This is a genomic window from Streptomyces sp. NPDC091416, assembly GCF_044756845.1.
Taxonomy (GTDB): domain Bacteria; phylum Actinomycetota; class Actinomycetes; order Streptomycetales; family Streptomycetaceae; genus Streptomyces.
The window spans coordinates 74,532-99,813 of the sequence record NZ_JBIVTU010000008.1 but is presented as its reverse complement, the minus strand read 5'-3'; the positions used below and the strand labels follow the sequence as shown (position 1 = coordinate 99,813).

General features: G+C 71.3%; 15 protein-coding genes. 8 read left to right on the top strand and 7 right to left on the bottom strand.

Features of this window, described 5'->3' with window-relative positions:
• Nucleotides 1-83: 83 nt before the first annotated feature.
• A complete protein-coding gene (locus ACIQMX_RS23850; RefSeq protein ID WP_402480915.1) occupies nt 84-1,670 on the bottom strand; it encodes a GMC oxidoreductase in 1,587 nt (528 codons plus the stop codon).
• 267 nt (nt 1,671-1,937) lie between these two features.
• Here ACIQMX_RS23850 and ACIQMX_RS23845 point away from each other — a divergent pair, with 267 nt between their 5' ends.
• Complete coding sequence (locus ACIQMX_RS23845; RefSeq protein WP_363077388.1) at nt 1,938-2,126, top strand: antitoxin; 189 nt, start codon at nt 1,938-1,940, stop codon at nt 2,124-2,126.
• A gap of 232 nt (nt 2,127-2,358) precedes the next feature.
• Here ACIQMX_RS23845 and ACIQMX_RS23840 read toward each other — a convergent pair whose 3' ends face one another.
• Nucleotides 2,359-2,529, bottom strand: coding sequence for a hypothetical protein (locus ACIQMX_RS23840; RefSeq protein ID WP_363077390.1), 171 nt, complete (start codon nt 2,527-2,529; stop codon nt 2,359-2,361).
• Nucleotides 2,530-2,663: 134 nt separating this feature from the next.
• Between ACIQMX_RS23840 and ACIQMX_RS23835 the strand changes: the two genes are divergently transcribed.
• Nucleotides 2,664-5,180 (top strand): SpoIIE family protein phosphatase, encoded by a 2,517-nt coding sequence (locus ACIQMX_RS23835; protein ID WP_402480911.1) that lies wholly within the window; start codon nt 2,664-2,666, stop codon nt 5,178-5,180.
• Nucleotides 5,181-5,210: 30 nt separating this feature from the next.
• Here ACIQMX_RS23835 and ACIQMX_RS23830 read toward each other — a convergent pair whose 3' ends face one another.
• Nucleotides 5,211-6,545 (bottom strand): geranylgeranyl reductase family protein, encoded by a 1,335-nt coding sequence (locus ACIQMX_RS23830; RefSeq protein WP_402480909.1) that lies wholly within the window; start codon nt 6,543-6,545, stop codon nt 5,211-5,213.
• 626 nt (nt 6,546-7,171) lie between these two features.
• On the opposite strand from ACIQMX_RS23830, the gene ACIQMX_RS23825 reads away from it, so the two are divergent.
• The gene (locus ACIQMX_RS23825; protein ID WP_402481407.1) at nt 7,172-9,769 is read left to right on the top strand and encodes a SpoIIE family protein phosphatase; all 2,598 of its coding nucleotides are present in this window, start codon (nt 7,172-7,174) and stop codon (nt 9,767-9,769) included.
• Nucleotides 9,770-9,832: 63 nt separating this feature from the next.
• On the opposite strand, the gene ACIQMX_RS23820 is transcribed toward ACIQMX_RS23825, so the two are convergent.
• Complete coding sequence (locus ACIQMX_RS23820) at nt 9,833-12,019, bottom strand: discoidin domain-containing protein (RefSeq protein ID WP_402480906.1); 2,187 nt, start codon at nt 12,017-12,019, stop codon at nt 9,833-9,835.
• Between the two features lie 489 nt (nt 12,020-12,508).
• On the opposite strand from ACIQMX_RS23820, the gene ACIQMX_RS23815 reads away from it, so the two are divergent.
• The gene (locus ACIQMX_RS23815) at nt 12,509-13,924 is read left to right on the top strand and encodes a helix-turn-helix domain-containing protein (RefSeq protein ID WP_402480904.1); all 1,416 of its coding nucleotides are present in this window, start codon (nt 12,509-12,511) and stop codon (nt 13,922-13,924) included.
• A gap of 55 nt (nt 13,925-13,979) precedes the next feature.
• On the opposite strand, the gene ACIQMX_RS23810 is transcribed toward ACIQMX_RS23815, so the two are convergent.
• Complete coding sequence (locus ACIQMX_RS23810; protein WP_402481404.1) at nt 13,980-17,462, bottom strand: M28 family peptidase; 3,483 nt, start codon at nt 17,460-17,462, stop codon at nt 13,980-13,982.
• Nucleotides 17,463-17,920: 458 nt separating this feature from the next.
• On the opposite strand from ACIQMX_RS23810, the gene ACIQMX_RS23805 reads away from it, so the two are divergent.
• Nucleotides 17,921-18,835, top strand: coding sequence for an aldo/keto reductase (locus tag ACIQMX_RS23805; protein ID WP_402480901.1), 915 nt, complete (start codon nt 17,921-17,923; stop codon nt 18,833-18,835).
• Between the two features lie 90 nt (nt 18,836-18,925).
• The gene (locus ACIQMX_RS23800; protein WP_402480899.1) at nt 18,926-19,918 is read left to right on the top strand and encodes an aldo/keto reductase; all 993 of its coding nucleotides are present in this window, start codon (nt 18,926-18,928) and stop codon (nt 19,916-19,918) included.
• 156 nt (nt 19,919-20,074) lie between these two features.
• Here the strand turns inward: ACIQMX_RS23800 and ACIQMX_RS23795 are convergent, their stop codons facing one another.
• Nucleotides 20,075-21,127, bottom strand: coding sequence for an Lrp/AsnC family transcriptional regulator (locus ACIQMX_RS23795; RefSeq protein WP_402480896.1), 1,053 nt, complete (start codon nt 21,125-21,127; stop codon nt 20,075-20,077).
• A gap of 89 nt (nt 21,128-21,216) precedes the next feature.
• On the opposite strand from ACIQMX_RS23795, the gene ACIQMX_RS23790 reads away from it, so the two are divergent.
• Together ACIQMX_RS23790 and ACIQMX_RS23785 are read left to right on the top strand one after the other, a co-directional pair.
• Nucleotides 21,217-22,518: an MFS transporter gene (locus ACIQMX_RS23790; protein WP_402480893.1), complete on the top strand. Its 1,302-nt coding sequence runs from the start codon at nt 21,217-21,219 to the stop codon at nt 22,516-22,518.
• Nucleotides 22,515-23,798 (top strand): amidohydrolase, encoded by a 1,284-nt coding sequence (locus tag ACIQMX_RS23785; RefSeq protein WP_402480891.1) that lies wholly within the window; start codon nt 22,515-22,517, stop codon nt 23,796-23,798. The genes ACIQMX_RS23790 and ACIQMX_RS23785 overlap by 4 nt, the downstream gene beginning before the upstream one ends.
• Nucleotides 23,799-23,918: 120 nt before the next feature.
• Here ACIQMX_RS23785 and ACIQMX_RS23780 read toward each other — a convergent pair whose 3' ends face one another.
• On the bottom strand, nt 23,919-25,025 hold the full coding sequence (locus ACIQMX_RS23780) for a serine/threonine-protein kinase (RefSeq protein ID WP_402480889.1): 1,107 nt from the start codon (nt 25,023-25,025) through the stop codon (nt 23,919-23,921).
• Nucleotides 25,026-25,282: the final 257 nt, after the last annotated feature.

The following is a 25,282-nucleotide window of genomic DNA, read 5'->3' as shown; positions in this document are numbered from 1 at the left end:
CGGAGGACCCGGTCGTGGCGCGCATCCGGTAGGAGGCCTGTCCGGCACCTCCTACCGGAGGATTCGCGCGAGGGCACCCGCGGTCACAGATCGGTGGCGATGATCTTCTCGATGTTCCGTTCGGCGAGTGCCGTGATGGTGACGAACGGATTGACGCTGGTGTTGCCGGGGATCAGCGAGCCGTCGATGACGTAGAGGCCCGCATAGCCGTGCAGGCGGCCGTAGTTGTCGGTGGCCTTGTCGAGGACGGCGCCGCCGAGCGGGTGGTAGGTGAGGTGGTCGCCCCAGATCTTGTAGACACCGAAGAGGTCGGTCCGGTAGATCGTCCCCTCCCTGGCGTTGATCTTGTCGAAGATCGTCTTCGCCATGTTGATGGACGGCTGCTTCCAGGCGGTCTGCCAGTTCAGGTCGACCTTCCCCGTGGCGGCGTTCCAGGAGAACTGGGCGCGGTTCGGGTTCTTCGTGATCGACAGGTAGAACGAGGCGAACGTCTCGATCCCGGTCGGCAGCGGCGCGACCTCGGCGAACGCGCCTCCGGCGGCCCAGTTGTCGATGCCGCCGCACGGGATGCTCGACTGGACCGCGCCGGTCGCGTCCCACATGTGATTGGCGCGGCCGCACATGACGTTGCCGTTGTCGCCCCAGCCCTTGCCGATCTCGTCGTTCAGGCCGGACAGCGCGCCCGTGGCCTTCAGCCGGGTCAGCAGCTTGCTCGTGCCGACGCTTCCCGCGGCGAAGAACACCTTGTCCGCGACGACCGTCTTGGTGGTCGCCACGCTTCCGTCGGTGCGCAGTTCGTCGATCACGACCGTGTAGCCGCCGCCCGTCGCCGGGGTGACCGAAGTGACCTGGTGCAGCGGCGAGATGGTGACGTTGCCGGTGGCCCGGGCCTGGGCGAGGTAGGTCTGCTGCAGCGACTTCTTGCCGTGGTTGTTGCCGTAGAGGATCTCACCGTCCAGCGCCGACTTGGGTACGGTGCCGGCCGCCTCCTGCTCCATGTAGTCCCAGTCGTACACATCGGGCACGAAGACGAACGGGAAGCCGGAGCGCTGTGCGTGCTTGCGGCCGACCCGGGCGTACTGGTAGCAGTCCACGCTGTCGAACCACGCCGGGTCGACGGTGCCGACCCCGAGGCCGGCGTTGGCGCGCGGGTAGTAGGTGGAGTACATCTCGTCGGCGTTCACGGACGGGAGGACGGCGCCGAAGTTCTCCCGCCTGGGTGTCACCGCCATGCCGCCGTTGACCAGCGACCCGCCTCCGACGCCGCGCCCCTGGTACACCGTGATGCCGCTGAAGTCCTCGGCGTCCAGGATGCCGGTGTAGCGGGGGATCGCCCGGTCGATGGGAAAGCCGAGGAAGTTGCTGAGCGGCTGCTTGCTCTTCGTGCGGAGCCAGTACGAACGGCCGTCCGGCTGCGTCGTGTTGGCGAAGATCTTGCCGTCCGCCCCGGGGGTGTCCCAGGCCATCCCCATCTCGACGAGATGGACGTGGATCCCTGCGCGGGCGAGCCGCAGGGCGGCGACGGAACCTCCGTACCCGGTGCCCACGACCAGAACCGGGACGTGGTCGCCGCTGCCGATCACCGCCGCTGCGCCTGTGGTGCGCGCCTGGGCGGCGGTGGCATGACCGGAGAGGGCCGCGGCTCCCAGAATGAAACCTGTTCTTGCCATGAACCGGCGACGCGAGACCTCGCTCGATCTCTTGTGGGGTAAGCTCGAATCCGTCATGTGACGTTCCTCACTCTCGATCGAATGAGAACGAGTTCTACTGGCGCTCGCGTGAGAAGTCACTACATACCTATGGGTAATTTCCCCGGCCCGTGAGCGTCCGCCGCCGGTGCCGGGGGGTGCCGGTGCCGGCGGCCGTCGTCGTCCCGGATGCGGCACATGGGCATCGCATGGATGCTGGGAGGGTCAGCGTTCCATGAGGAGGAAGTCATGAGCATGCTCGACAAGATCAAGGACATGATCAAGGGGCATCCCGATCAGGCCCGCCAAGGAGTCGAGAAGGGCGGCGACTTCGTCGACAAGAAGACCGATGGCAAGTACGGCGGCCAGGTCGACTCCGCCCAGCAGAAGCTCAATGACGAGTTCGGTGACCGCCGTCCGCCCACCGGCGAACAGTAGAGCCGGCACCACCTCCGCAGGGCCCGCCGCCCGGATCCGGGCGGCGGGCCCTGCGTCGTGTTGCGGGTGGCAGGCGCTGCGCCGCGATTCGTACGCGGGCGCCGCGCTCCATGTCGTATTTCGTTCGGGACGGCGCCCGGAGGCGATACGGCCCGAGCGAGCGGCAGTCTCCGTGAGACGGTGGCTGCCGCTCCTGAGCGCGCGGTGGCGGTGGCGCCGGCGCGCCGCAAGGTCAGTTGTGGCCGAACTTCCGCTCGCGCTTGTGGGAGACCTGCTCCGAGATCGCCTTCACCGCATCGGGTTCGGGCGCCGTGCTCGTCTGCTCCTTGGCCTCCGCTGCAGCGGAGTGCTCATGGCCTCCGGTGCGGGCGCCGCGGTTGTGCCGGCTCTGCTTCTTGCCCATGATCGTGCCTCCTCGCGGATGTCGGACGATGGGCCGCCTTCAGAGTTGCATACAAGGACGCAGGGTGCATTTCGGCAGCCGGTGCCGGACGCTCCGAAATGCGCGCCGCCGTGGCAGGGGAGCATGCTGGCTGTGTGACCTGGTACGGCGCGGTCCGGCGCAAGCCGCTGAGCGAGGGCAGTGGTGTGTCCGGGAGGCTCATGAACGGCCGGGCGCCGGGCGAGCTGTCGCTGGTGCTCGCCCAGGCTGTCGTGAGCGCGATCGAATCCGCCGGCGGCCGGGCCGGCGGCGTCTATCTGCGTTCCCTCACCCCCGGGCTGCTGCGGCTCGCGGTTCTGGCCGGGCTGCCCGGCCCCCTGTTCCGGCCCTGGTGGCGGATGCATGTGAACCGGCCGTTCCCGGTCGCCGAAGCGTTCCGGTCGGGGCAGCCCGTGCACCTCGCCGACGCGGAGGAGGCGATGCGCCGCTTCCCCCAGCTGATGGCGGGGCTGCCGTTCCCCTTCAGCTCGTTGTACGTCCCGGTCATCAGCGCCGGCAGGCCGGTCGGCGTTCTGGTCGTGCTGCGCGCGGCGACCCCCGGAAAACCGGTGGCGAGCTCCGACCGGCGCAGACTGCAGGGCATCGCCGAAGGACTCGGAGGAGCGCTGGCCGCCCTGGAGTCCGCCGGGACCACGGTGGCGTGGGACGAGGAGCCACTGCCCGTACAGCTGCCGGCGGGCAGTTCGCCACCCGTGCGGATCGGGCGCTTCGACTGGGACCTGCGGAGCGGCGCCGTCGGCGCGGACGACGAACTGTGCGCCATCCTCGGCACCGGACGGCACCGGTTCCCCGGCACCATCGACGCGCTCGCGGCCCGGCTCGCCCCGGAGGACGTATACGGACTGTGGGCCCTGGCCCGCCAGGCCGCGGACTCGGGCGGCCCCGTCGTCCGCAGGATGCGGCTGCGCGGCCCCGACGGAGGTTCGCACCTGCTGGAGGTCTCCGGCCGGCGGGACACGGGCGCGGACCCCGGCGCCTCGACGCATCTGACCGGCTTCCTGGTGGATCTCGGCATCGGCCCGGTCGTCGCCGAGGCGGCCGACCGGCTGCCGCGCGGCATCTTCTCCCTCGACCGCTTCGCCCGGATCACCTACATCAACCGCCTTGCCGAGGAGATCCTCGACCACCCCCGGTCGGAGCTGGTGGGACGGGTGCTCTGGGAAGCCCTGCCGTGGTTCGCCAACCCGGCCTACGAGGACCACTACCGCGCCGCGATGCTCTCCGACGCCCCGGTCCACTTCCTCGCCCGTCGCACCCCTCCGCCCTGGCTCTCCGTCTCCCTGTACCCCGGCCACGACGGCCTCACCGCCGTACTGACCCCCACCGAACAGCCCGTCTACGCGCCGGGATCCGTCGTCTCGCCCGGCCTGGGCCTCGGCTCCCCGGCCGACCGCTCCGCCGCGCTCTACCGGCCGGTCGCCCTGGCCATCGCCCTCACCGAGGCGGTCACCGCCCGCCAGGTGTCCGCCGTGGTCACCGAGGAACTGCTCCCCGCCTTCGGCGGCCGCCAGCTCGCGATCTACCTGCTCAAGGAGCGCCACCTCTACCTGGAGTGGGAGACCGGCTTTCCCCAGGGCTTCCTCGACCGCTTCGACGGGGTGGACCTCGACGCGAGCATTCCCGGGGTCGAGACGCTGACGACCGGGCGCCCCATCTTCTTCGAGTCCATGCAGCGACTGGCCGCCGCATACCCCGGCATCCCCATGGAGACCGACGTCGGGGCGCGTGCCTTCCTCCCGCTGATCGCCTCCGGACGGCACGTCGGCTCCTGCATCCTCGGGTTCGACCAGCCGCGCGGCTTCAGCCCGGAGGAGCGCACGGTCCTGACGGCCCTCGCCGGCCTCATTGCCCAGGCACTGGAACGGGCCCAGCGGTACGACACCGAGGCCGCCCTGGCCCGCGGCCTCCAGGACGTCCTCCTTCCCCACGGGCTGCCCGTCGTCGTGGACGGCGTCGACACCGCCGGCCGCTACCTCCCCGGCACCCAGGGCATGGACGTCGGCGGCGACTGGTACGACGTCATCGAGACCGACGGAAAGCTCGCACTCGTCATCGGGGACGTCCAGGGCCACGGTGTCGCCGCCGCCGCGACCATGGGCCAACTGCGCAGCGCGGTCCGGGCCTTCGCGCTCAGCGGACACGATCCGCAGGAGGTGATGAGCGGCACCAACCGGCTGCTCATCGATCTCGACCCCGGCCAGTTCGCCAGCTGCTGCTACATCGTCATGGACCCCGCCACCGGCCTCACCCGGGCCGTCCGGGCCGGCCACCCGCAGCCCGTGCTCCGCCGCCCCGACGGCACGACCGAGGTCATGGACCTGCCGGGCGGCATCGTGCTCGGCATCGACGCCCAGGCCTCGTACCCCGTCACCGAACTGCTCCTGGACCCCGGCGCGATGCTCGTCCTGTACACCGACGGCATGGTCGAGGAGTCGGGCACGGACATCGACGTCGGCATCGAGCGGCTGCGCGGCATCATCGCCGCATGCGGCCCGGCGCCCCTGGACGAAACGGCCGACCACGTGATCGGCCGCGCCACACAGGCGGCCGACCGTCCCGACGACATCGCCCTGCTCCTCGCAGCCCGCTGGCACGACGGGGCCCGGGCCTGAACGGCCCCGGGCCCTGCCGGTGGCCGGGGATCAGCGCCGACGGGCGTCCGGCGCGGGGACCAGGCGTACCGCGGTGTTCAGCACATGGTCGATCACATCGCGCGAAGGCTTGTCCGTGAGGTTGGTGAGCAGCCGGGCCAGCGTGTTGAGGAGGAACGGCGAGCCCATCACGTAACGGTTGAGCACGGGCTGGAAACCCGACCGGCTGAACACCAGGTCGGCGGCCGTGTTGCCGAGCCGGTAGTAGCTGCCCCAGCGGCGGTTCATCTCGGCCGGATAGTGATGCAGCGCCCTCTCCCGCCCGGGGCCCTCCGGCAGGGCCAGCGCGAGTGCGGCCGTCTCGGCAGCGACCTCCCCGGCCTCCAGTGCCTGGCCGATTCCCTCACCGTTCCAGGGGCTGATCATGCCTCCGGAGTCGCCGACCAGGAGAAGCCCCCGGGTGTACAGCGGATGACGGTTGAAGCCCAGCGGCAGGGCGGCGCTGCGGACCGGCCCCTCAGCGTTCTCCTCGCGCAGCCCCCACGCCTCGGGGGTCCTGGCCATCCACCGGTCCAGGGCGGCCCGCAGGTCGGCCTTGCCGTGGCGGCGGTGCGGGATGGCGCCGAGGCCCACGTTGACGCGGCCGTCACCCATCGGGAAGATCCAGCCGTAGCCCGGCAGATAGCGGTCGCTCCGCGGGTACCGGAGGTCGGCCCAGAGCTCCAGGTACTCCTCGCGCGAACGCTCGGGACTGCGGTAGTAACGGCGGGCCGCCGTGGCGATCTGCCGCTTCGTGTCCCGCTGCAGCCCCATCGCGAGCGCGAGCCGCGCCGAGGCGCCGTCCGCCGCGATGACGACCGGGGCCCGGTGCACCACCGGATCCCCGGCACCCGACACCGCCGTGACCCCGGTGACCCGGCCGGACCGGTCCGTCACGGGATCCGTCACCTTCACACCGGTGCGCAGCCGGGCTCCGGCGGCCACCGCGTGGCGGGCCAGGATGTCGTCGAAGTCGTGCCGGCTGCGGGTGAGACCGAAGTCCGGGTAGCCGCCCAGCGCCGGCCAGTCGATCCGCACCTGCCTTTCGCCGGCCACCCAGCGCATCCCGCGCGACCGCGTCCAGCCGGGGGCCTTGATGTCGACGCCCATCCGGATGAGCTGGTGCACCGCGCGCGGAGTGAGGCCGTCCCCGCACACCTTCTCCCGCGGGAACGCGGACTTCTCCAGCAGCAGCACGTCGACGCCCGCTCTCGCGAGGTGGAAGGCGGCGGACGAACCCGCCGGCCCCGCACCCACCACGATCACCTGGGCCTCCTCGGACGGGCCGGGGGCGGAGCCTTCGCCCCGACCGGAAGGACCGGACTGGTCTTCGTGCGCTTCCCGCATGGGAACCCCTTCGTGGGACGGCCGGTGCCGTCCGCGGACGGTGACTCTGTACACCGACATCCTGCCGGGTCGCGGCGCTGCGCGGCAGGGCGCAACATCCGCGCGCGCCCCCCGCGACGTGCGGGAAGCGGGCGCCGGCCGGCCGCTCCGGAACGCGCCTCGGGGCCGCACGGTGTGCGGCCCCGAGAACAGCGGAAGAAGGGGTGGAGGCGTAAGTCAGTAGGGCAGCGGGCGCCCGGACGGCGTGCGCAGATCGAGCGGCGGCGGCCGGGACGGAAGCTGGGGACGTCGGACGATCCTGATGCGGCCCACGGGCACCACCTCCTGTCGGTAATCCGTCATATGCCCTGACGGCGCGCCGTTCACACGCCCGGCGGTCATCGACCCCGCCCGGGCCCCGAGGGGCGGCCCCGGCGAATCGTGTTAAACCTGAAGATGTGGGTGGTACAGGTCGGTTCGCGACGCGGTTTCGCCACTCCGCCCGACGGCGGCGTCGACACGATGGCGGCCGTCCGGGCGGTGACGGGCACGCGCCCTCCGGCCCGGGCGCGGGAAAGCCCCCGCTCCTTCGGAGGCTGCGCACCCTCTTCAGCGTCCATTCCGTGGCCGGCCAGGTGTTCGTCCTCATGCTGGCCATCGTGATGCTGCTCGTCACCGCGGCCGTCGTCGCCCTGGTGGTGCAGGGCAGACGGGACAGTATGAAGGAGGCGCGGACCCGGTCGCTGAGCGTCGCGGAGACCTTCGCCCACGCGCCCGGAGTCGCGGCCGCCATGGACAGCAGGGACCCCACAGCCATTCTGCAGCCCCGTGCCGAGGAGGTCCGGCGCAGCACGGATGTGGAGTACGTCGTCGTGGCCGGGACCGACGGCATCCGCTACACGCACCCCGACATCGCGCTCATCGGCAAGCACATCATCGGCCCGTACAAGGAGGCGCTCGAGGGCGAGTCCATCACGCGCACCGTCAACGCCAGCCGGGGCCTGGCGGTCAGCTCGGTGGTGCCGGTGGAACGCCGCGACGGCACGGTCGCCGGTCTGGTGTCCGTCGGCATCAAGGTCGACACGGTGAACAAGCTCGCCTATCCGAGCCTCCCGCTCGCCCTCGGCGCCGCCGGCGTCGCGCTCGCTCTCACAGCGGGTGGCGCGGGTCTGGTCAGCCGGCGTCTGGGCCGGCAGACGCATGGCCTCGGCCCCGCCGAGATGACCCGGATGTACGAACACCACGACGCGGTGCTCCATGCCGTTCGCGAGGGCGTCCTCATCCTCGGCGCCGACGGCCGGCTGGTCCTCGCCAACGACGAGGCACGCCGCCTCCTCGGGCTGCCCGCCGACGCCGAGGGCCGGGCCGTGACAGAGCTCGGGCTGGCCCCCAGTACCGCGGAGCTGCTGGCCTCCGGAAAGGTGGCCACGGACGAGGTGAGGCCGGCCGGGAACCGGCTGCTGGCCGTCAACCTCCGCCCCACGGGCGAACGAGGAGGGCCGCCCGGCACGGTCGCCACTCTGCGGGACACCACGGAGCTGCAGGCCGTCACCGGACGCGCCCAGACCGTACGGGAACGGCTGCTGCTCCTGTACCGGGCCGGAGCCCGGATCGGCACGACCCTCGACGTCACCACGACCGCGCAGGAACTGGCGGAGGTCTCCGCGCCCGGATTCGCCGACTGCGCGACCGTCGACCTCGCCGACTCCGTACTGCGCGGGGAAGAACCGGAACCGCCCACCGGGAACGTGATGGACATGCGCCGCACCGCCGTCAGCGGCATCGGCCCGGACCACCCCCTCTACCCGCTGGGCCGCGTCATCGGCTTCGTGCCGACCAGCACCGAGGGCATCGGCAGCAGCAGCGGCCACACCTGGATCGTGCCCGATCTCGCCGCGTCCCAGCAGTGGCGTCTGCCCGACCCCGAGCAGGCGGCACGGATCCTGGAGTCCGGATTCCACTCGCTGCTCTCCGTTCCCCTGCACGCGCGCGGGGTCATCCTCGGCATGGCCAACTTCTGGCGCGCCGGGAACGAGACCCCCTTCGACGCCGAGGACCTGTCCTTCGCCGAGGAACTGGTGGCCCGGGCGGCGGTCAGCGTCGACAACGCCCGGCGCTACACCCGCGAGCACGAGATGGCCGTGACCCTGCAGCGCAGTCTGCTCCCGAGCGGCCTTCCCGAGCAGAACGCCCTGGACGTCGCCTACCGCTATCTGCCGGCGCAGGCGGGGGCGGGCGGGGACTGGTTCGACGTGATCCCGCTGTCCGGCGCCCGGGTCGCGCTCGTCGTCGGCGACGTCGTCGGGCACGGTCTGCACGCCGCGGCGACCATGGGCCGGCTGCGCACCACGGTGCACAACTTCTCCACGCTGGACCTGCCGCCGGACGAACTCCTCGGCCATCTCGACGAACTCGTCGTCAGGATGGACCAGGACGAGGAGGCCGGCGGCGGGGGCATCACCGGGGCCACCTGTCTGTACGCGATCTACGACGCGGTCTCCGGGCGCTGCTCGGTGGCCCGGGCCGGCCACCCCGGACCCGCCCTCGTCCTGCCCGACGGCACTGTGGAGTTTCCCGAGATCCCCGCCGGCCTGCCGCTCGGCATCGGTGGCATGCCCTTCGAGGCGACCGAGCTGGAGGTGCCCGAGGGGAGCCGTCTGGTGCTGTACACGGACGGTCTCGTCGAACGTCGCGACCGGGACATCGACGACGGCCTGGAACAGCTGCGGAGCGCTCTGGCAGGCCGTGCACGCACACCCGAGGAGACCTGCGACGACGTGCTGGAGGCCCTTCTGCCCAGTCGCCCGGGCGACGACGTCGCCCTGCTGGTGGCCCGCACCCGCACCCTGGATCAGGACCGCCGCGTCCAGTGGCAGGTGGACCCCGACCCCGCGGCCGTCGCGGGTGTGCGCAAGCAGGCCGGCCGCTGGCTCGCCGACCGGGGGCTGGACGAGGAGGGCTTCGTCACCGAGCTGATCCTGAGCGAACTCGTCACCAACGCGATCCGCTACGGCTCCGAGCCGATCAGCGTACGGCTGCTGTACGACCGGGCGCTGATCTGCGAGGTGTCCGACTGCAGCAGTACCTCCCCGCACCTGCGCTACGCCGCGACGACGGACGAGGGAGGCCGCGGGCTGTTCCTGGTCGCCCAGTTCGCCGAGCGCTGGGGCACCCGCTACACCGAGCGCGGCAAGGTCATCTGGTCCGAGCAGTCGCTCGACGGGCCGCCGCCCGGTCAGGCATAGGCCGCGGGGCCCGGCAGCGACTGCCGGGCCCCGCGGGACGGTCGGATCACCCCATGCGCGGTGTCAGGGGAAGGACACCACGTTCGAGGGGATGGTCGAGGTGCCGGATGTGGGTGATCCGGTGTTGTTGATGACGTGTTCGTACTGGCCCTGGCCGCCGAGGGAGACGACGAGCAGGTCGTGGAACTTCACGCCGGGCTTCACCGGTGCCTGGAAGCCGTGGTCCTGGCGGATGGTCGGGTCGACGTTGAAGTAGCAGTAGCTGCCCAGGCCCCAGCCTTCGTGGGTGGTGACGGAGTCGTCGACCTTGTAGGCCGCGTAGCCCTTGGTGCCGCCGTTCTGGATGGCGGCCTGGTTCGGGGCGTCGTACGCCTTCTCGTTCTGGAAGAAGATCGTCTTCCCCCGCTCGCCGGACCAGCGGACGTCGTACTTGTTGAAGTGCTCCACGAACAGGCCCGTGGCGAGGACGTCGTCGCCGTTGACCTGGAGGCCGTAGTCGGCCCGGTTGGTCTCCCAGCCGACGCCGTCGCCGTGGTCGGCGCGCCACAGCCAGGTGTGGTCGATGATCGTGTCGTCGCTGTTGACGACCATGCCGGTGGTGGCCTTGCCCGCGCCCGCGCCGCCGACGCGCACGAACACGTCCTGGACGGTGGTCGGGTTCGCCGCGTGGTCGGCGGAGGCGCCGTCGGGGCCGACCTGAACGAGCACCTGCGAGTTCTGCGGTCCGGCGTCGACGAGGAGTCCGGCGAGCTTCACACCGTCCACGTCACCGACCTTGATGGCGGTGACCCCGTTGTCCGGGATGATCGTCGCGAGACCGAGACCCAGCACGACCGTGTTGGCGCGGTCGATGTTGATCGCCTGGTCGACGTGGTAGATCCCGGGTGTGAACAGCAGATGCAGGCCCTGCTGTACCGCCGCGTTGATGGTGGCGGCCGAGGCACCCGGCTTGACCACGTAGAACTGGCTCAGCGGGATGGACTCGCCCTGCGGCGTGCCGTTGGCCCACGAGACGCCGCGTGCGTTGGTGCGCTTGGCGGGCACGAAGACCTTGTAGTTGTTGCCGTCCAGGTAGAGGAACGGCTTCTCGCGGGAGACCGGGGTGTTCTCCAGCGTGGTGTACGGGGGGTTCGGGAAGCTCTGGGCGGGTGCGCCCTCGACGCCGGAGAACGTCATGTTCCAGACGCCGTTGCCCCAGCTGCCGATCGAGCTGTCGCGGGTGTACCACTGCTGCTGCGAGTACGGGCCGACCTGGCCGTCGATCTTGCTGTCGGCGATGTACCCGCCGCTCGCCCAGCCGTATCCGTTCGGCGCGAGGTTCAGTCCGCCCTTGACGTGCATGCGGCGGAAGGGCGCGGCCTGGGAGACCGCCCAGCGGTCCGTGCCGTTCACCGGGTTGAGCGCGAGGTTCTCGGCCGAACGCCAGAAGTTCTGGGTGGCGTTGCCGTTGAACCAGCCCGCGTCGACGGTCACGTCACCGTTGAACGTGGTGTCGTCCGGCTTGAGCCCGAGGCCGGCGATCTGGGTGTAGAAGCCGATCTGGGCGTTGATGTTGTTGTACGTGCCCGGCTTGAACATCAGCGCGTAGCGGCCGGTGCCGAACTGCGCCGACTCCTGCTGCTTGAAGATCTCGTCGACCTTGGCCTGGATGTTCGGCGTCGACGGGTCGAAGACCAGGACGTTCGGGCCGAGGTCGCCGCCGCCCGGGATCTGGGGGCCGCCCCCGCCACCGGTCGTGCCGAACACCTGGAACTCCCAGAGCGAGTACCCGTACTGGGTGGCCCTGGTGGTGCCGGTCAGCCGGACATAGCGAGCGTTTCCGGAGACGTTGAGCGTCTCGGTGCCACCGGGGCTCGTGGTGGTCGAGTAGGCGGTGCTCCAGGTGCTGTCGTCCGTGGAGAACTCGATCCGGTAGCTCTTGGCGTAGGCGGTCTCCCACTTCAGCGCGATCTGGCTGACCGAGGCGGTGGAGCCCAGGTCGACCTTGATCCACTGAGGGTCGGAGAACGCACTGGACCAGCGGGTCCCGTTGTCGCCGTCGACGGCGGCGGTGGCGGGGGTGCCGCCGTTCTCCTGGCTGGAGGTGGTGACCGTTCTGCCCTGCGAGAGAAGCGAGGGCGCCGCACTGGCGGAGGTGGACGGCGTGAAGGCGAGCAGCGAGACGACGAGGCCGGCGACGGCGGTCAGTACACCGGTGCGTCTTCTTCCGGTCGAGGGAGCGGGTCTGCGGAACAAGGGGGGTGTGTACATGGGGGCTTGTCTCCTGAGTCGCGGTAGCGGGTGCACGACACGAAGCCGGAGAGAGCGCTCTCTCCGGCCGATCGGATACTTCTCCCTTGCGTCCCCACACGTCAATAGGTGTGCAACAGCCGCTTGTTCCAGCCCTGTTGGGAACAAGAATTGACGACAGGTATCTCACGATTGCCCTGATTGCCTACGCCTTGAGATCGTCGTGGTGCGGATTCTGATGGGTCGTGGATTCAGATGATGATGTTGCGGGCATGCTCAACATGCATGGGCCGGGCTGTCGTTGCTCTCGTGGGCTCGACGGCGGCGGGGCGCCCGGAGAAGGGGACGGTAGCGGTGTGGGCAGGCAACCGCTGCGCCTGTTACCGGACATCTTGTCGACACCTGCGGGACAGCGGGCCCGGCTGCTCGCTATCCTCCGGGCATGAGCCGTGAGCGTGGCACGCCTGGCGCCGCTGACCAGGCGCGACGGGGTCCCGGGTGAACGAGGCCATGGGTCCGGTACCGGCGGGCGCCCGTACCGCGGAGGCGTGGCGGTCGTTCGGATCCCGGTTACGCCGGTGGCGCAGGCGGGCCGGGCTCACCCAGGCCCAGGTGGGTGCCCGGGTCGGGTACGACCACACCGCCATCAGCAGACTGGAGCACGGCAGCCGGCGGACGCCGTTGCCACTGGCCAGGCGCCTCGATGAACTGCTGATGGCTCAGGGCGAGTTGGTGACCGCCTGCGAGGCGGCCGAGGAGCAGGAGCGGGTGGGCGGCGTGCCGGGTGCACCGGCCCCCGTGCGGAGCGGCCCGCTGCCCGGGGAGCCCGCCGGCGGGGCGCTGCTCGCGATGCTGCCGCCGGGTACCGTCCTGCCCGCGAGCCTGCCCGCCTACGGACTCGTCTGCCCGCTGCACGGCCGCGACGGCTGCACGGTCCCGGTCCTCGCGGACGTCATCGCGCTGCACGCCGCCTTCTGCGCGCTCGGCCCCGACGCACGGTCACGCCCCGTCCTCGACAGCGATACCGTGCACGCGCTCACCGCCCTGCTCGCGGTCTGTCTGCGCGCCGACGAGGAACGGGCCTGGCCGGGGGCGACCGTCGTCGTCGAGGGCACGCTGCACGCCATGCTCCGGTGGATGGCGCTTCCCGCCGCGTCGTACCAGGCCCAACTGGCCCCGCTGGCAGCCGAGTACGCGCAGTCGGCGGGCTGTCTGCGGCTGTTGTGGGGTCGCAACGGGACCGCGATGGCCTGGCTCGACCGCTCGCTGCAGTGGGCAGCCATCGCCGGCCGTGTCGGGACCCAGGTCGCGGCACTCGGCGACATGAGCACCCTGGCCCGGCTGGAGGGTGACGGTCCGTCGGCACTCGTCTACGGCGGGGCGATCGGCGAGGCCGCCGCGGGCCGGCACTGGGCGGGCGCCTTGAGCGACCTCTACCAGGCGCGCGGCCACGCGGTCCGCGGCGACGCCGCCGGGACGCTCAGGCACATCGACCGGGCCTGGTCGCAGATGGACCGCGCCGGCGAGCGCGACGAGACGGAGGCGCCCTGGCTCTCCGTCGCCTCCGTGCGCCTGCGGGTGGAGTCGGGTGCGGCCGGCGCGCTGCGCGATCTCGCCGCGGCCACCGGTGACCGCCGCTTCGCGCTCCGCGCCGTCGGGGCGGCCCGCACCGCGCTCGGGCTGCTGCCGCCCGGCATGCATTCGGCGCGGATGCTGTTCCTGGCCCGGATGGCCGACGCCCACGCGTGCGCCGGTGACCCGGCGGCGGCGCAATCCGTGGCGGACCCGGTCCTGGACACCACCGAGATCAATCCGTCGACGCTGCTGGGCCAGGAACTCCGCGGACTCCACACGCGGCTGGCGGCCCGGGGCCGCCGCCCGGAGACCGACGACTTCGTCCGCAGGCTGGCGGCGGTGGTCCGCTGACACGCAGGGGCGGGGCGTGTGGATCACGCCCCGCCCCGGTTGCCGTGTATCCGGATCAGCTCACGTTCAGCGCCACGTCGTCCACGACGAAGCTGGTCTGCAGGTAGGCGTCCTCCTTACTGGTGAACCCCAGCGTCACCGTCTGTCCCGCGGCGGAGCCGACGTCGAAGGACTGCTGCACGTAGCCGTTGCTCGCGTCGAGATTCGAGTACGTCGCGAGGGTCCGGGAGCCCAGTTTCACGGTGAACGTGTCGTAGGCGGTCGGGTCACCCGCCGACTCGTCGGTGTCGGTGCTCAGATAGAACGACAGCCGGTACGTCGAGCAGCCCGCCGGAACGGTCACAGACTGCGTGGCCGTGTCGCTGTGGGTACTGCCCCAGCCGCCGAACCACGCCTGGTACGAACCGCTGTGTGCGGGCTTCTCGGAGGTCCGGTTGTTGATGATCGCGTCCGACTGGGTCCATGGCGTGGTGCCGTTCTCGAAACCGCCGTTGGCGACGACCTGCCGCGCCTGGCAGGTTCCGCCGCCACCGACGACCAGCGAGTACGTGGTGGTGTGGGTCGCGGTACCCGTACCGGTCACAGTCAGGGTGTACGTACCCGCGGTGACCTGCGTTCCGGCCGAGACGGTCATCGTGGACGACGAGCCCGACTGCACGGAGGACGGGGCGAACGAGACGGTGACCCCGCTCGGCGCACCGGAGGCCGTGAGCCGCACCGTCTGCGCGGAACCGGTGGTGGTGGCCGTGGACACGGCCGCGGTGACGGAGGCGCCCGGCTGGACGCTGCCGGACACCGGGTTCACCGAGATGGAGAAGTCGTCGGCCGGTGCCGTGGTGCCGACGGCCGTCTTCCACAGCGTGTAGGCGACCCCGTCCGCGCTGCGGTTGAGCGCGGTCGCGTTGATGTTCGCCGTCGTGTCGCACGCCTGGTGGTAGCACGGATCGTACGAACGGCCCGCGGAACCGCCCCACTTGGCCGCCTGAGCGGACGACTTGGTGTCACTGGCCCCGGTGGCGTACCCCGAGGTGGCGATGCCGCCCTGCTGGAACGAGTAGTCGTCGGAGCGGCCCTGGCCCTCGACGTTCTCCTCCGGGGCGAGGCCGAGGGACGTCCAGTACTCCTTCATCGGCGCCGAGGCCGTGGAGTTGAGGTTGTTGATGAAGTATCCGCCGTTGGTGGAGGCGACCATGTCGAAGTTGTAGTACGCGCCGATGGCCGACCGCTGGGCCGCGGAGAGCTGGCCGACGTAGTACTCGGAGCCCTCCAGGCCCTGCTCCTCGCCGTTCCACCAGGCGAAGCGCACATGCTTGGTCATCGTCGGGTTCTGCTGGGCCAGGGCGAGCGCGTTCTCCAGCAGCGTGGCGGAGCCGGAACCGTTGTCGTTGATCCCGGGCCCGGCGGCCACGCCGTCGAGGTGGGCGCCGAACATCACGGTCCGGTCGGCGGGACCGCCCGGCCAGTCCGCGATCAGGTTGTTCCCGCGGTAGGTGCAGGTGGTGCAGGTCTGCTCGCTGACGGTGTAGCCGGCCGCCTGGAGCTTGCCCTTCACATAGGCGAGCGAGGCGGTGTAACCGCTGCTGCCGGCCCTGCGGTTGCCGCCGTTCTGCGTGGCGATGGTGTTGAGCTGGGTCAGGTGCGCCTGCACGTTGGCGACGCTGATGTCGGGGGCCGTGCCGCCCGGATTCCCGCCGTCACCGATGGTCAGGGTGTACTGCGCGGTGTGTTCCTGTGTGCCCGCGCCCTTCACGGTGAGCGTGTACGTACCGGGCGCCGCGGCCGATGTGGCCGACACGGTCATGGCCGACGTCGCGCCGGACTGGACCGAGGACGGGCTGAACGAGACGGTGACACCGCTCGGCTGTCCGGTCGCCGACAGGTTCACCGTCTGCGCGCTGCCGGAGGACACGGTGGTCCTGACCGTGGCCGTCACCGAACCGCCCTGCTTCACCGAGCCGGAGGCGGGGTCGAGCGACAGGGAGAAGTCGTTGTTTCCGCTCGGGGCACACGTCGGGTCGCCGCTCTGGGCGGGGACGCTCACCGCGTCCCAGGCCGCCTTCGCGCGGTTGAACAGCACACAGGTGGCGTCGAGGGCCTTGGCCGAGGTCAGTGTCGCGGTGCGGTAGCGCTTGTACGTCATGCCGCTGGTCTTGAGCAGCATGCCGCCGTAGAAGACCTTGCCGGCGCTCTGGATGCCCACACCGGTGACCGAGGAGCTGTTGCACGTGGGACTGGACGGCTTGCCGCCGCCGGGGTTCGAGCCCTCGGCCAGCAGATAGAACCAGTGGTTCAGGGGGCCGGCCGCCGCGTGCTCCTCCGTGCTGGGTATGGAGGAGCTGTAGCAGTTCGGGTCGCCGATCTGTCCCGGGTTGTACATGATCCGGATCGGTCCGTTGCCCACCAGGTTGATCTTCTCGCCGACGGTGTAGTCCGGGTCGTCGTACGGCGCGGGCTCATTGGTGTACGCCTCGGTCAGCGCTCCCATGATGTCGCCGGTGGCCTCACCGAGACCGGACTCGTTGTTGGCGCCGCCGGGGGTGTACTGGTCGATGCCGTGGCCGAACTCATGGCCCACGACGTCCATGGCAGCGATCCACTGGTTGGCGTTGTTGTGGCCGATGGAGACGGTGGATCCGTCCCAGTAGGCGTTCACGTCGTTGAGGCCGACCTTGACCGGCCAGCTGCGGCCGTTCCCGTCGTGTCCGTTGCGGCCCAGCCAGTCGCGCAGCATGTCCCATTCGTGCTGGGCGGCCCACATCACGTCGACGCAGCCGGTCTCCTTGCTGGAGGCGCTGCCGGTTCCCCAGGAGTCGCTCGACTTGGTGAAGACGCTCCCGGTGCTGTAGTCGGCGCAGCTCAGCCCGGGACGGGCCGGGTCGCGCAGTGAGTAACTGCCGCCGGAGGAGGTGGTGTTGATGGACAGTGGGGAGGGGCCGTTCCACTGGCTGTTGCCCGTTCCGGCCTTGACGTCGTCGTAGCTGTCGAGCACCTTGCCGGTGCCCGCGTCGACGAAGACGTGCAGTCGGCTCGGCGCCTTCGCGGTCCGGCCGGTGAGCACGGTCTCCCAGGCCAGCCGGGACTTCGCGCCGGTGGCCCGGACGACCAGCCGGTGGCTTTCGACCCGCTCCACCGTGCGCAGTTCCCCGCGTGAGGTGGCCTCGGCGGTCTTCGCGGAGACGGTCGCGGCGACCGGCACGTTGATGCGCCGGGAGACCGCCGACTGGGATCCGCGGACGCGTCCCTCGGCGTCGGCCACCACGACGGCGTCGCCGCCGACGACCGGCAGGCCGCGGTAGGTGCGTTCGTAGGCGACGGAGTAGAGCCCGTTGACCCAGGGGGTCACCATCTGCCGCTCGTACCGCTCGTCCGGCCCCTTGGCCAGGGCGTCGAGACCACTGGCCGCCGCCCGGTCGGCGGCGGACACGGCGGTCGACAGCGCGCTCGGGGTGGGCGGCGGCGACGGTTCCGCGGAAGCTGACTGGCCACTCGTGGCAACCAGCATTCCGGCGAGGACGGCCAGGGTTGTCCCGGCCGTCATCGGTCTGCGTTTCATCGAGGCTCCTCGGTTCGTGGGGAGCTCGGTCACGGGCAGCGGCGTGGGGAGACGTACCGTCCCTGCCGTCGGTACGGGGCGTCCGCCCAGGTGGTGTCCGTGATCGGGCGACCGAACACTCACACGTGGGCATGACCCCGTCAACGAACTGCGGGCGTACGGGGAGGGCTTGGCAAGTCTGGTCAAGTCGTCATGGTGCGATCGCACAGCCGGCCCACAGGAAGGGGGCGGTGGCGAACGGTCCGAGAGGGGCTGTCGAGGGGGGCGGGCCCGGAGGGGGCTGGACAGGATGATGGCGTGGATCTATCCTGCATGCGCACCAAGTGGAGTTAGCGACAGACGCGTTGGCGCAAAGATATCATGAAGTTGTAAATTAAGCAAGCTTTCTGGCGTGTCATCACTTTGTGCACATCGGCTCACCCGTTTCATGGAAGGCATCACCCTTGACGCTGGAAACTCCCGACGCAGCGGCTGCCGGTACCTGGCAGCTCGGCGATCTGACCGTCAACCGGATCGGTTTCGGCGCCATGCGCCTGACGCAGAACGGTGCCGCGTTCAGTGACGACCGCGGCCCGCACGACCGGAACCGGGCGATTTCCGTGCTGCGCCGCGCCATTGAGCTCGGCGTGAATCACATCGACACGGCGGCCTTCTACTTCTCGCCCCTGCGTTCAGCCAACGAGCTGATCAACCGGGCACTGGCTCCGTACGGCGACGACCTGGTCATCACCACCAAGGTAGGCCCCGGACGCGGCCCCTCCGGTGACTGGCAGGAGTGGGCGCGCCCCGAGCAACTGCGCGGACAGGTCCAGGAGAACATCCGTCAGCTGGGCCTGGACCACCTCGACGTGGTGAACCTGAGGGCGAACGGACCCGCCCCGATCGGCGAACAGTTCGGTGCCCTGGCCGAGCTGCGGAAGGAGGGCCTCGTCCGCCACCTGGGTCTCTCCAACGTCCGGCCGGACCAGCTCGCCGAGGCCCGTGCCATCGCGCCCGTCGTCTGCGTGCAGAACAGGTACGGCATAGGCGAACGGCGTGGTGACTGCGAGGACGTCCTTCGTACCTGCGGTGAACTCGGCATCGCCTTCGTGCCGTTCTACGCCATCGCGGCCGGCGGCCGCGAGGCCGGTGCGGACCTCACCGCGGAGCACGAGGTGCTGCTCGACATCGCCCGGGCCCACGACGCCTCTCCCGCCCAGGTCAGGCTCGCCTGGACGCTTCGCAGGGGCCCGCACGTCCTGGCCATCCCGGGCACGGGCAACCCCGCGCACCTGGAGGCCAACGTGGCCGCGGGTGCCCTGCGGCTCACCGACGACGAGGCCGGCCGGCTCACCGCACTCGGTCAGCCCGCCGGCTGACCGCCGGCCGGGGCGGGGAACGAGGTGGCCCGCCCCGGTTCTCCGGGCGGCTGCGGCGCCGCTCCGGACCGGCCACCCGGCGGACGTAGCATGATCGCCATGGAGCAGCGAGAACTGGGCAGGACCGGACGGAACGTTTCGGTCGTAGGGCAGGGCACATGGCAGCTCGGCGGCGACTGGGGCGAGGTGCGCGAGGCCGATGCCTTCGACGTCCTCGACGCCGCCGTCGGAGCGGGCGTCACCTTCTTCGACACCGCGGACGTGTACGGGGACGGACGCAGTGAACAGCTGATCGGCCGCTATCTGAAGGAGCGCCCCGACGCGGGCGTCCTGGTCGCGACCAAGATGGGCCGGCGCGCCGACCAGGTGCCGGAGAACTACGTCCTGGACAACTTCCGTGCCTGGAACGACCGCTCACGCGCCAACCTCGGGGTCGACACCCTCGACCTCGTGCAGCTGCACTGCCCGCCCACGCCCGTCTACTCCCGCGACGAGGTCTACGACGCCCTGGACACGCTCGTCGCCGAGCAGCGGATCGCGGCCTACGGGGTGAGCGTCGAAACGTGTGCCGAGGCGCTGACGGCCATCGCCCGCCCCGGTGTCGCGAGCGTGCAGATCATCCTCAACCCGTTCCGCCTCAAGCCGCTGGACGAGGTCCTGCCCGCCGCTCGCGCGGCCGGCGTCGGCATCATCGCGCGGGTGCCGCTCGCCTCCGGGCTGCTGTCCGGCAAGTACACCGCGGACACCGTCTTCGCACCCGAGGACCACCGTGCGTACAACCGGCACGGGGAGGCGTTCGACCAGGGCGAGACCTTCTCGGGGATCGAGTACGGAACCGGGCTGGAGGCGGCGGCCGAGTTCGCCGGACTCGCTCCCGAGGGGGCGACACCCGCGCAGACGGCACTGCGCTGGATCATTCAGCAGCCCGGTGTCACCAGCGTCATCCCCGGGGCCCGCTCGGTGGAGCAGGCCCGGGCCAACGCGGCCGCGGCGGCGCTGGAGCCGCTGCCGCGGAGCACGCTCGACGCGGTGCGCGGCCTGTACGACCGCAGGATCCGGGCGGCGGTCCACGACCGCTGGTGACGGACCCTGCTCAACCCGGGGGCCTGTCGGTGGCGGACCGGGCCCGGGGGGTCCGGTCCGCTCCCCGAGGTTCGGTCTCTGCCCGGTCGGGGGACTCCCGGCGCTGCCGTCGGCCGCCCGCTGTCGCACCGTCGACGACTCGCTGACGAGACGCACTCAGAACCCCAGCGCCACGTGCCCCACCGCGCGCCCGTCCTCCCCGAGGAGGCGGCCCATGCGCTTGGCGGTGTGCAGGGTGACGGTGCGGTCCTGGACGGTCAGCCGGGGAAACCGCGCGTCCAGCAGCGCCTCCAGGGCCGTGATCCCGTCCAGGTCGCGCAGCCATATCGAGAAGAGCAGGTTGCACGAGCCGGTCACGGACGCGCACAGCCGGACCTGCGGCAACCGTGCCAACGCCTTCCCGGTGGCGTCGAGTTCACCGTGCGGCACAACGGCCCGGTACGTGGCGATGCCCGGCCATCCGGCCGCTTCCTGGGCGAGGTCGCAGCGCACCAGAATGTCCCGGTCACGCAGCTCGCGGGTGAGGCGGCGGCGCACCGTGGACTCGCTCAGCCCGGTGTGCGCGGCGAGTTCGGCCCAGCCGGCACGGCCGTCCGCGCCGAGCGCGTCCAGGAGCCGGCGGTCGATCTCCGCGCGCGGCGCGTGTGCGGAAGGACCGCCGGCCGAGTGCGGTGCGGCGAGCCGGGCGCGCCGCGCCGGTTCGAGGGCCCGCACCTTCCATCCGCTGCCCTCCTGGTAGATCCGCAGACCCAGCCGGGTGCGGGTGGACCGCACGCCCGGCAGCATCCCGAGGTCGGTGCCGATGCGGCGGCCGAGCGCGGCCAGGTCGGGCGCGACGACGGTCAGGAACAGGTCGCAGTCGCCGACCACGTGCTCGACGCTGGCCACCCACGGCAGCGCAGCGGTCCGCTCGCTCAGCTCGGTGAGGCGGCGCGGCCGGCAGCCGAGCTCCACGTAGCCGACGGTCGCGGTGGCGGGCCCCGCGTAGGCGGTCACCCAGGCCAGGCCCGCCCGCTCCAGGCGTGCCCAGCGGCGGGCCGCGGTGGTGGCGTCGACGCCGACCGCCGGTCCGATGCGGGACCAGGGGGCGCGCGGATCGGTCTGCAGGGCGTCGACGAGCGCGAGATCCGTCTCCTCGAAGGCCGTGATCCCTTCGAGCGTGGTGGCGGAATCCGGATCCGATGTCGGTCCTCTGCCTGTTTCCTGCAATTCGGGCCTCATTTCGTGCGGCGGCCGGAGTCTGTCCCCACTTCCGAGCCGCACCACCACCATCGCACGCCACCCTGGAAGGAGTGCCCGTGGCTCCATCGTCCCCGGACCGCAGCAGAGAGCGCCTTGACCGTGGCGCGAGGATCACCGTCGCGCTGCTCTTCGGCGCCTGGCTGATCGACTACGTCGACCGGCTCGTCATCAATCTCGCGCTTCCCTCGATCGGCGAGGAGTTCGACCTCAGCCGCGCACAGCAGGGCTTGGCCGTCTCGGCGTTCTTCCTCGCGTACGCGGTCTGTCAGATACCTGGCGGAATGCTCGCCGACCGGTACGGCGCCCGGCGGGTGACCTGCTGGGCGTTGCTGCTCTGGTCGGCGTTCACCGCGCTGACCGGATTCGCCGGGTCGTTCGCGATCCTGCTGGTGGTGCGGTTCCTCTTCGGGGCCGCGGAGGGGATCTTCCCCGGTGCCTCGATGAAGGCGATCACCGAGCGGACCACCCCGGGGCAGCGGATGGGTGCCAACGGTGTCGTCCAGTCCGCGAACGCGATGGGCGCGGTGCTCGCGCCTCTGGTGGCCGCCCCGCTGATCATGCAGTTCGGCTGGCGCTCCGCGTTCTTCACGGTGGCCGGCATCGGCGTGTTCGTCTACGCGGCGGTCCGGCTGTGGCTGCCCGAGCCGATCGCGCAGGACGCCGGCCCGCAGGACGCCGGCCACCGCGTCCGGCCCTTCGGCGGCGGGGCCGGAGCCGTGCTGCGTTCGCCCGCCATGTGGGGTTTCGCCGCGATGTTCTTCGGTTACGACATCATCGTGTGGGGCCTGAACACATGGGTGCCGTCCTACCTGAGCCAGGAGCGGGGCATCTCGTTGACCTCGGCCGGAGCGCTCGCCGTCATCCCCGCGGCCGCGGCGGCCGCGGCCGTGATCACCGGAGGGCGGCTCGCGGACCGGCTCCAGGGGAACCAGCGCAGAATCGTGGTGCCCTCGATGAGCGTGGCCGCCGTCGCCCTGATCCTGATGGCGACCGCGTCCGGCACGGCCGTGTTCATTCTGTGGATGACCGTGGCCGTCGGCTCCGCCTCCCTGTCGTACATGCCGGTCTACGCGGTTCCGCTGCGCAGTCTGCCGCCCGGACTCACCGGCGCGGGCGCCGGGCTCATCACCTTCGGGGGTCAGCTCGCCGGCGTGATCGCGCCGACCGCGATGGGCCTGCTCGCGGACCGGCTGGGCTTCGGCGCCGCCTTCGGTTTCCTGGTCCTCGGTGCCGTACTGGCCGGAGTGGTCGCGGTCTTCACCCCGCAGGACTCCGCCTCCTTCCACCGGGCACTGCGGCTGCCGGACCCCACCGCCGCATCCTCCGCCTCCCGTCCCGCAGAAAGCGAGCTGACATGACCACCGCCTCCACCCCTCCCGACGACGGCCTCGACGCGCTGCTGCCCGGCCTGCGCGAGCTCTACCGGGACCTGCACGCCCACCCCGAACTCTCGCTCCAGGAGACCCGCACGGCAGCTGTCGCCGCGGCCCGGCTCCGCGCGCAGCCCGGCTGGGAGGTCACCGAAGGCGTCGGCGGCACCGGAGTCGTCGGCGTGCTGCGCAACGGCGACGGGCCGACCGTGCTGCTGCGGGCCGACATGGACGGCCTGCCCGTCCTGGAGACGACGGGCCTGCCGTACGCGTCCGTGGACCGCGCCACCGATCGCGACGGCAACGATGTGCCGGTGATGCACGCCTGCGGTCACGACATGCACGTGACCTGTCTGCTGGGCGTCACCGCGCTGCTCGCGCGGCAGCGGGGCACCTGGCGCGGCACCGTCGTCGCCGTGTTCCAGCCCGCCGAGGAGACGGCCGAGGGCGCGCGCGGCATGCTCGACGACCGCTTCGCGGAGCGCTTCCCGAAGCCGGACATCTGCCTCGGCCAGCACGTCGGCCCGTTCCCGACGGGCGTCGCGGTGACCCGACCCGGGCCGCTGATGGCAGCGTCCGACAGCTACCGGGTCCGTCTGTTCGGCCGCGGCGGACACGGCTCGTCGCCCGAGTCGACGGTGGACCCGGTGGTGATGGCGGCGGCCGTGGTGCTCCGCCTCCAGACGGTCGTCTCGCGCGAGGTCGGCGCCTCGCAGGCGGCTGTGGTGACGGTGGGCTCGATCCACGCCGGCACGAAGGAGAACATCATTCCGGACGAGGCGGAGCTGAAGATCAACATTCGCTCCGTGGACCCTGTCGTACGCGAGAAGGTCCTGGCCGCGGTGCACCGGATCGTCCATGCCGAGGCGGTGGCGTCCGATGCGCCCAAGGAACCGGAGATCACGCCTCTGAACGCCTTCCCCCTCACCGTGAACAGCGCGGGTGCCACCGAGACGACGATCGAGGCCCTGCGCGTCGTCCTCGGCGAGCAGGCGGTGATGGTCCTGCCGCAGCCGGTCAACGGCAGCGAGGACTTCGGCCTGTTCGGCAGCGAACTCGGCGCGCCGTCGGTGTTCTGGCACTTCGGCGGCGCCGATCCGGCCGCCTTCGAGGGCCTCGACCCGGCTGTGCTCGCCACGCGCGGGCTGCCGGCGGACCTTCCCATGAACCACTCGCCGCTGTACGCACCGCTTCAGGACCCGACGATCGAGCTGGGCGTACGGGCACTGCTGGGCGCCGCCCGCAGCTGGCTCGCCGACGGGGAGTGACAGGGGGCCCGGAGAACGGGAGCGGGCCGCCGTTGTCCCGGGCGGGCCCCCACGGTCGTGTCCGCGAAGTCTCGTCCGGGCCCGGCCGTCCGGGCGGACGACGACACCGCGCGGACACTCCTAACGGCCGGGCGCGGGGGACTGCGGTCCGCTCGTCGTCGGGCTGCCGTCCGGGGTGGTGGCCGAACTGGACTCCGGGGAGAACAGGCTCATCCCCAGATACACGGCTGCGAGGAAGGCGATCGTGCCCGCGATGGCGCTGGCCACCCGGGGTCTGCGTCTGATGGCCTCGCGGGCGCTGCGCCGTCGCCGGACGTTCTGGGGACGGGCCGCGGCGCGCCTGCCGTGTCCGGCCGCCTGGGGCAGCCGGTAGGTCGTCGGGGCGCCCGAATCCGTTCCGGACCCGGGGACGGGTGCGGGCGGTCCCTGCGGGGGAGCGGGCCGGTGCCGCGGCAGCGGTTCCGGCCGCCCCCGCCAGGCCTCGCTGTGGAACCAGTCGGCGACCTGCTGTGCGGTGGGCCGGTCCTCCGGCTGCTTGGCGAGCAGACCCAGCAGGTACGAATCGAAGGCGGCGGACATGTCGACGCCGCGCTGCCGCAGCGGCACGGGAGGCGTGTCCACGTGCTGGTACAGGGTCGCGGTCGGGGTGTCCGAGCGGAACGGCGGCTGGCCGAGCAGCAGTTGGTAGACGACACAACCGAGTGAGTACATGTCCGAGGCGGCGCCCGCGGTGTGGCCGAGGGCCCGTTCCGGAGCGAGATAGAGGCTCGTGCCGACGATGTGACCCGTCGTGGTGAGGGCGGCCGAGGGGTCGTCGACGAACTGGGCGATGCCGAAGTCGCCGATCTTGACGGATCCTTCGGCGTCCAGCATCAGGTTCCCGGGCTTGATGTCCCGGTGGACGATGCCCTGCCGATGGGCCGCCGCGAGTCCGGCGGCCGCCTGGCCGGCGATCCGGGCGACCTGTTCCGGGCCCAGCCGCTCCTGCGACAGGAGCAGGTCGGACAGGCTCCTGCCCTCGACGAGCTCCATCACCAGGAAGAGCCGGTCCTCCCAGGAACCGAAGTCGAACACGGCCACCAGATGCGGGTGGCTCAGCCGGGCGGCGGTCTGGGCCTCGAGCCGGAACCGCGCGGTCGCCGACTCGTCGGCGTGTTCGCCGAGCAGCAGCTTCACGGCGACGGACCGGCCGAGTACCTCGTCCGTGGCCCGCCAGACCTCACCCATCCCGCCACGGCCGATGGCGGATATCAATCGGTACCGACCAGCAACCAGCACCTGCGCACACCTATCTCGAATAGCTCACGTGTCTCGAACAGCTCGGGCCGAGGACCGCTTCGGCTGCCGCGGCGGCGACCTCGCCGGGAACGGGGGACGGGGTGGGGGCACGCGGCAAGATCAGGATATCCGGCGCGGGGACCCGGGGCGACCGATTGTCATTTCGCCCCGGCCACCCCGACGGTGACGGCCCGGCAGCCCCGCCC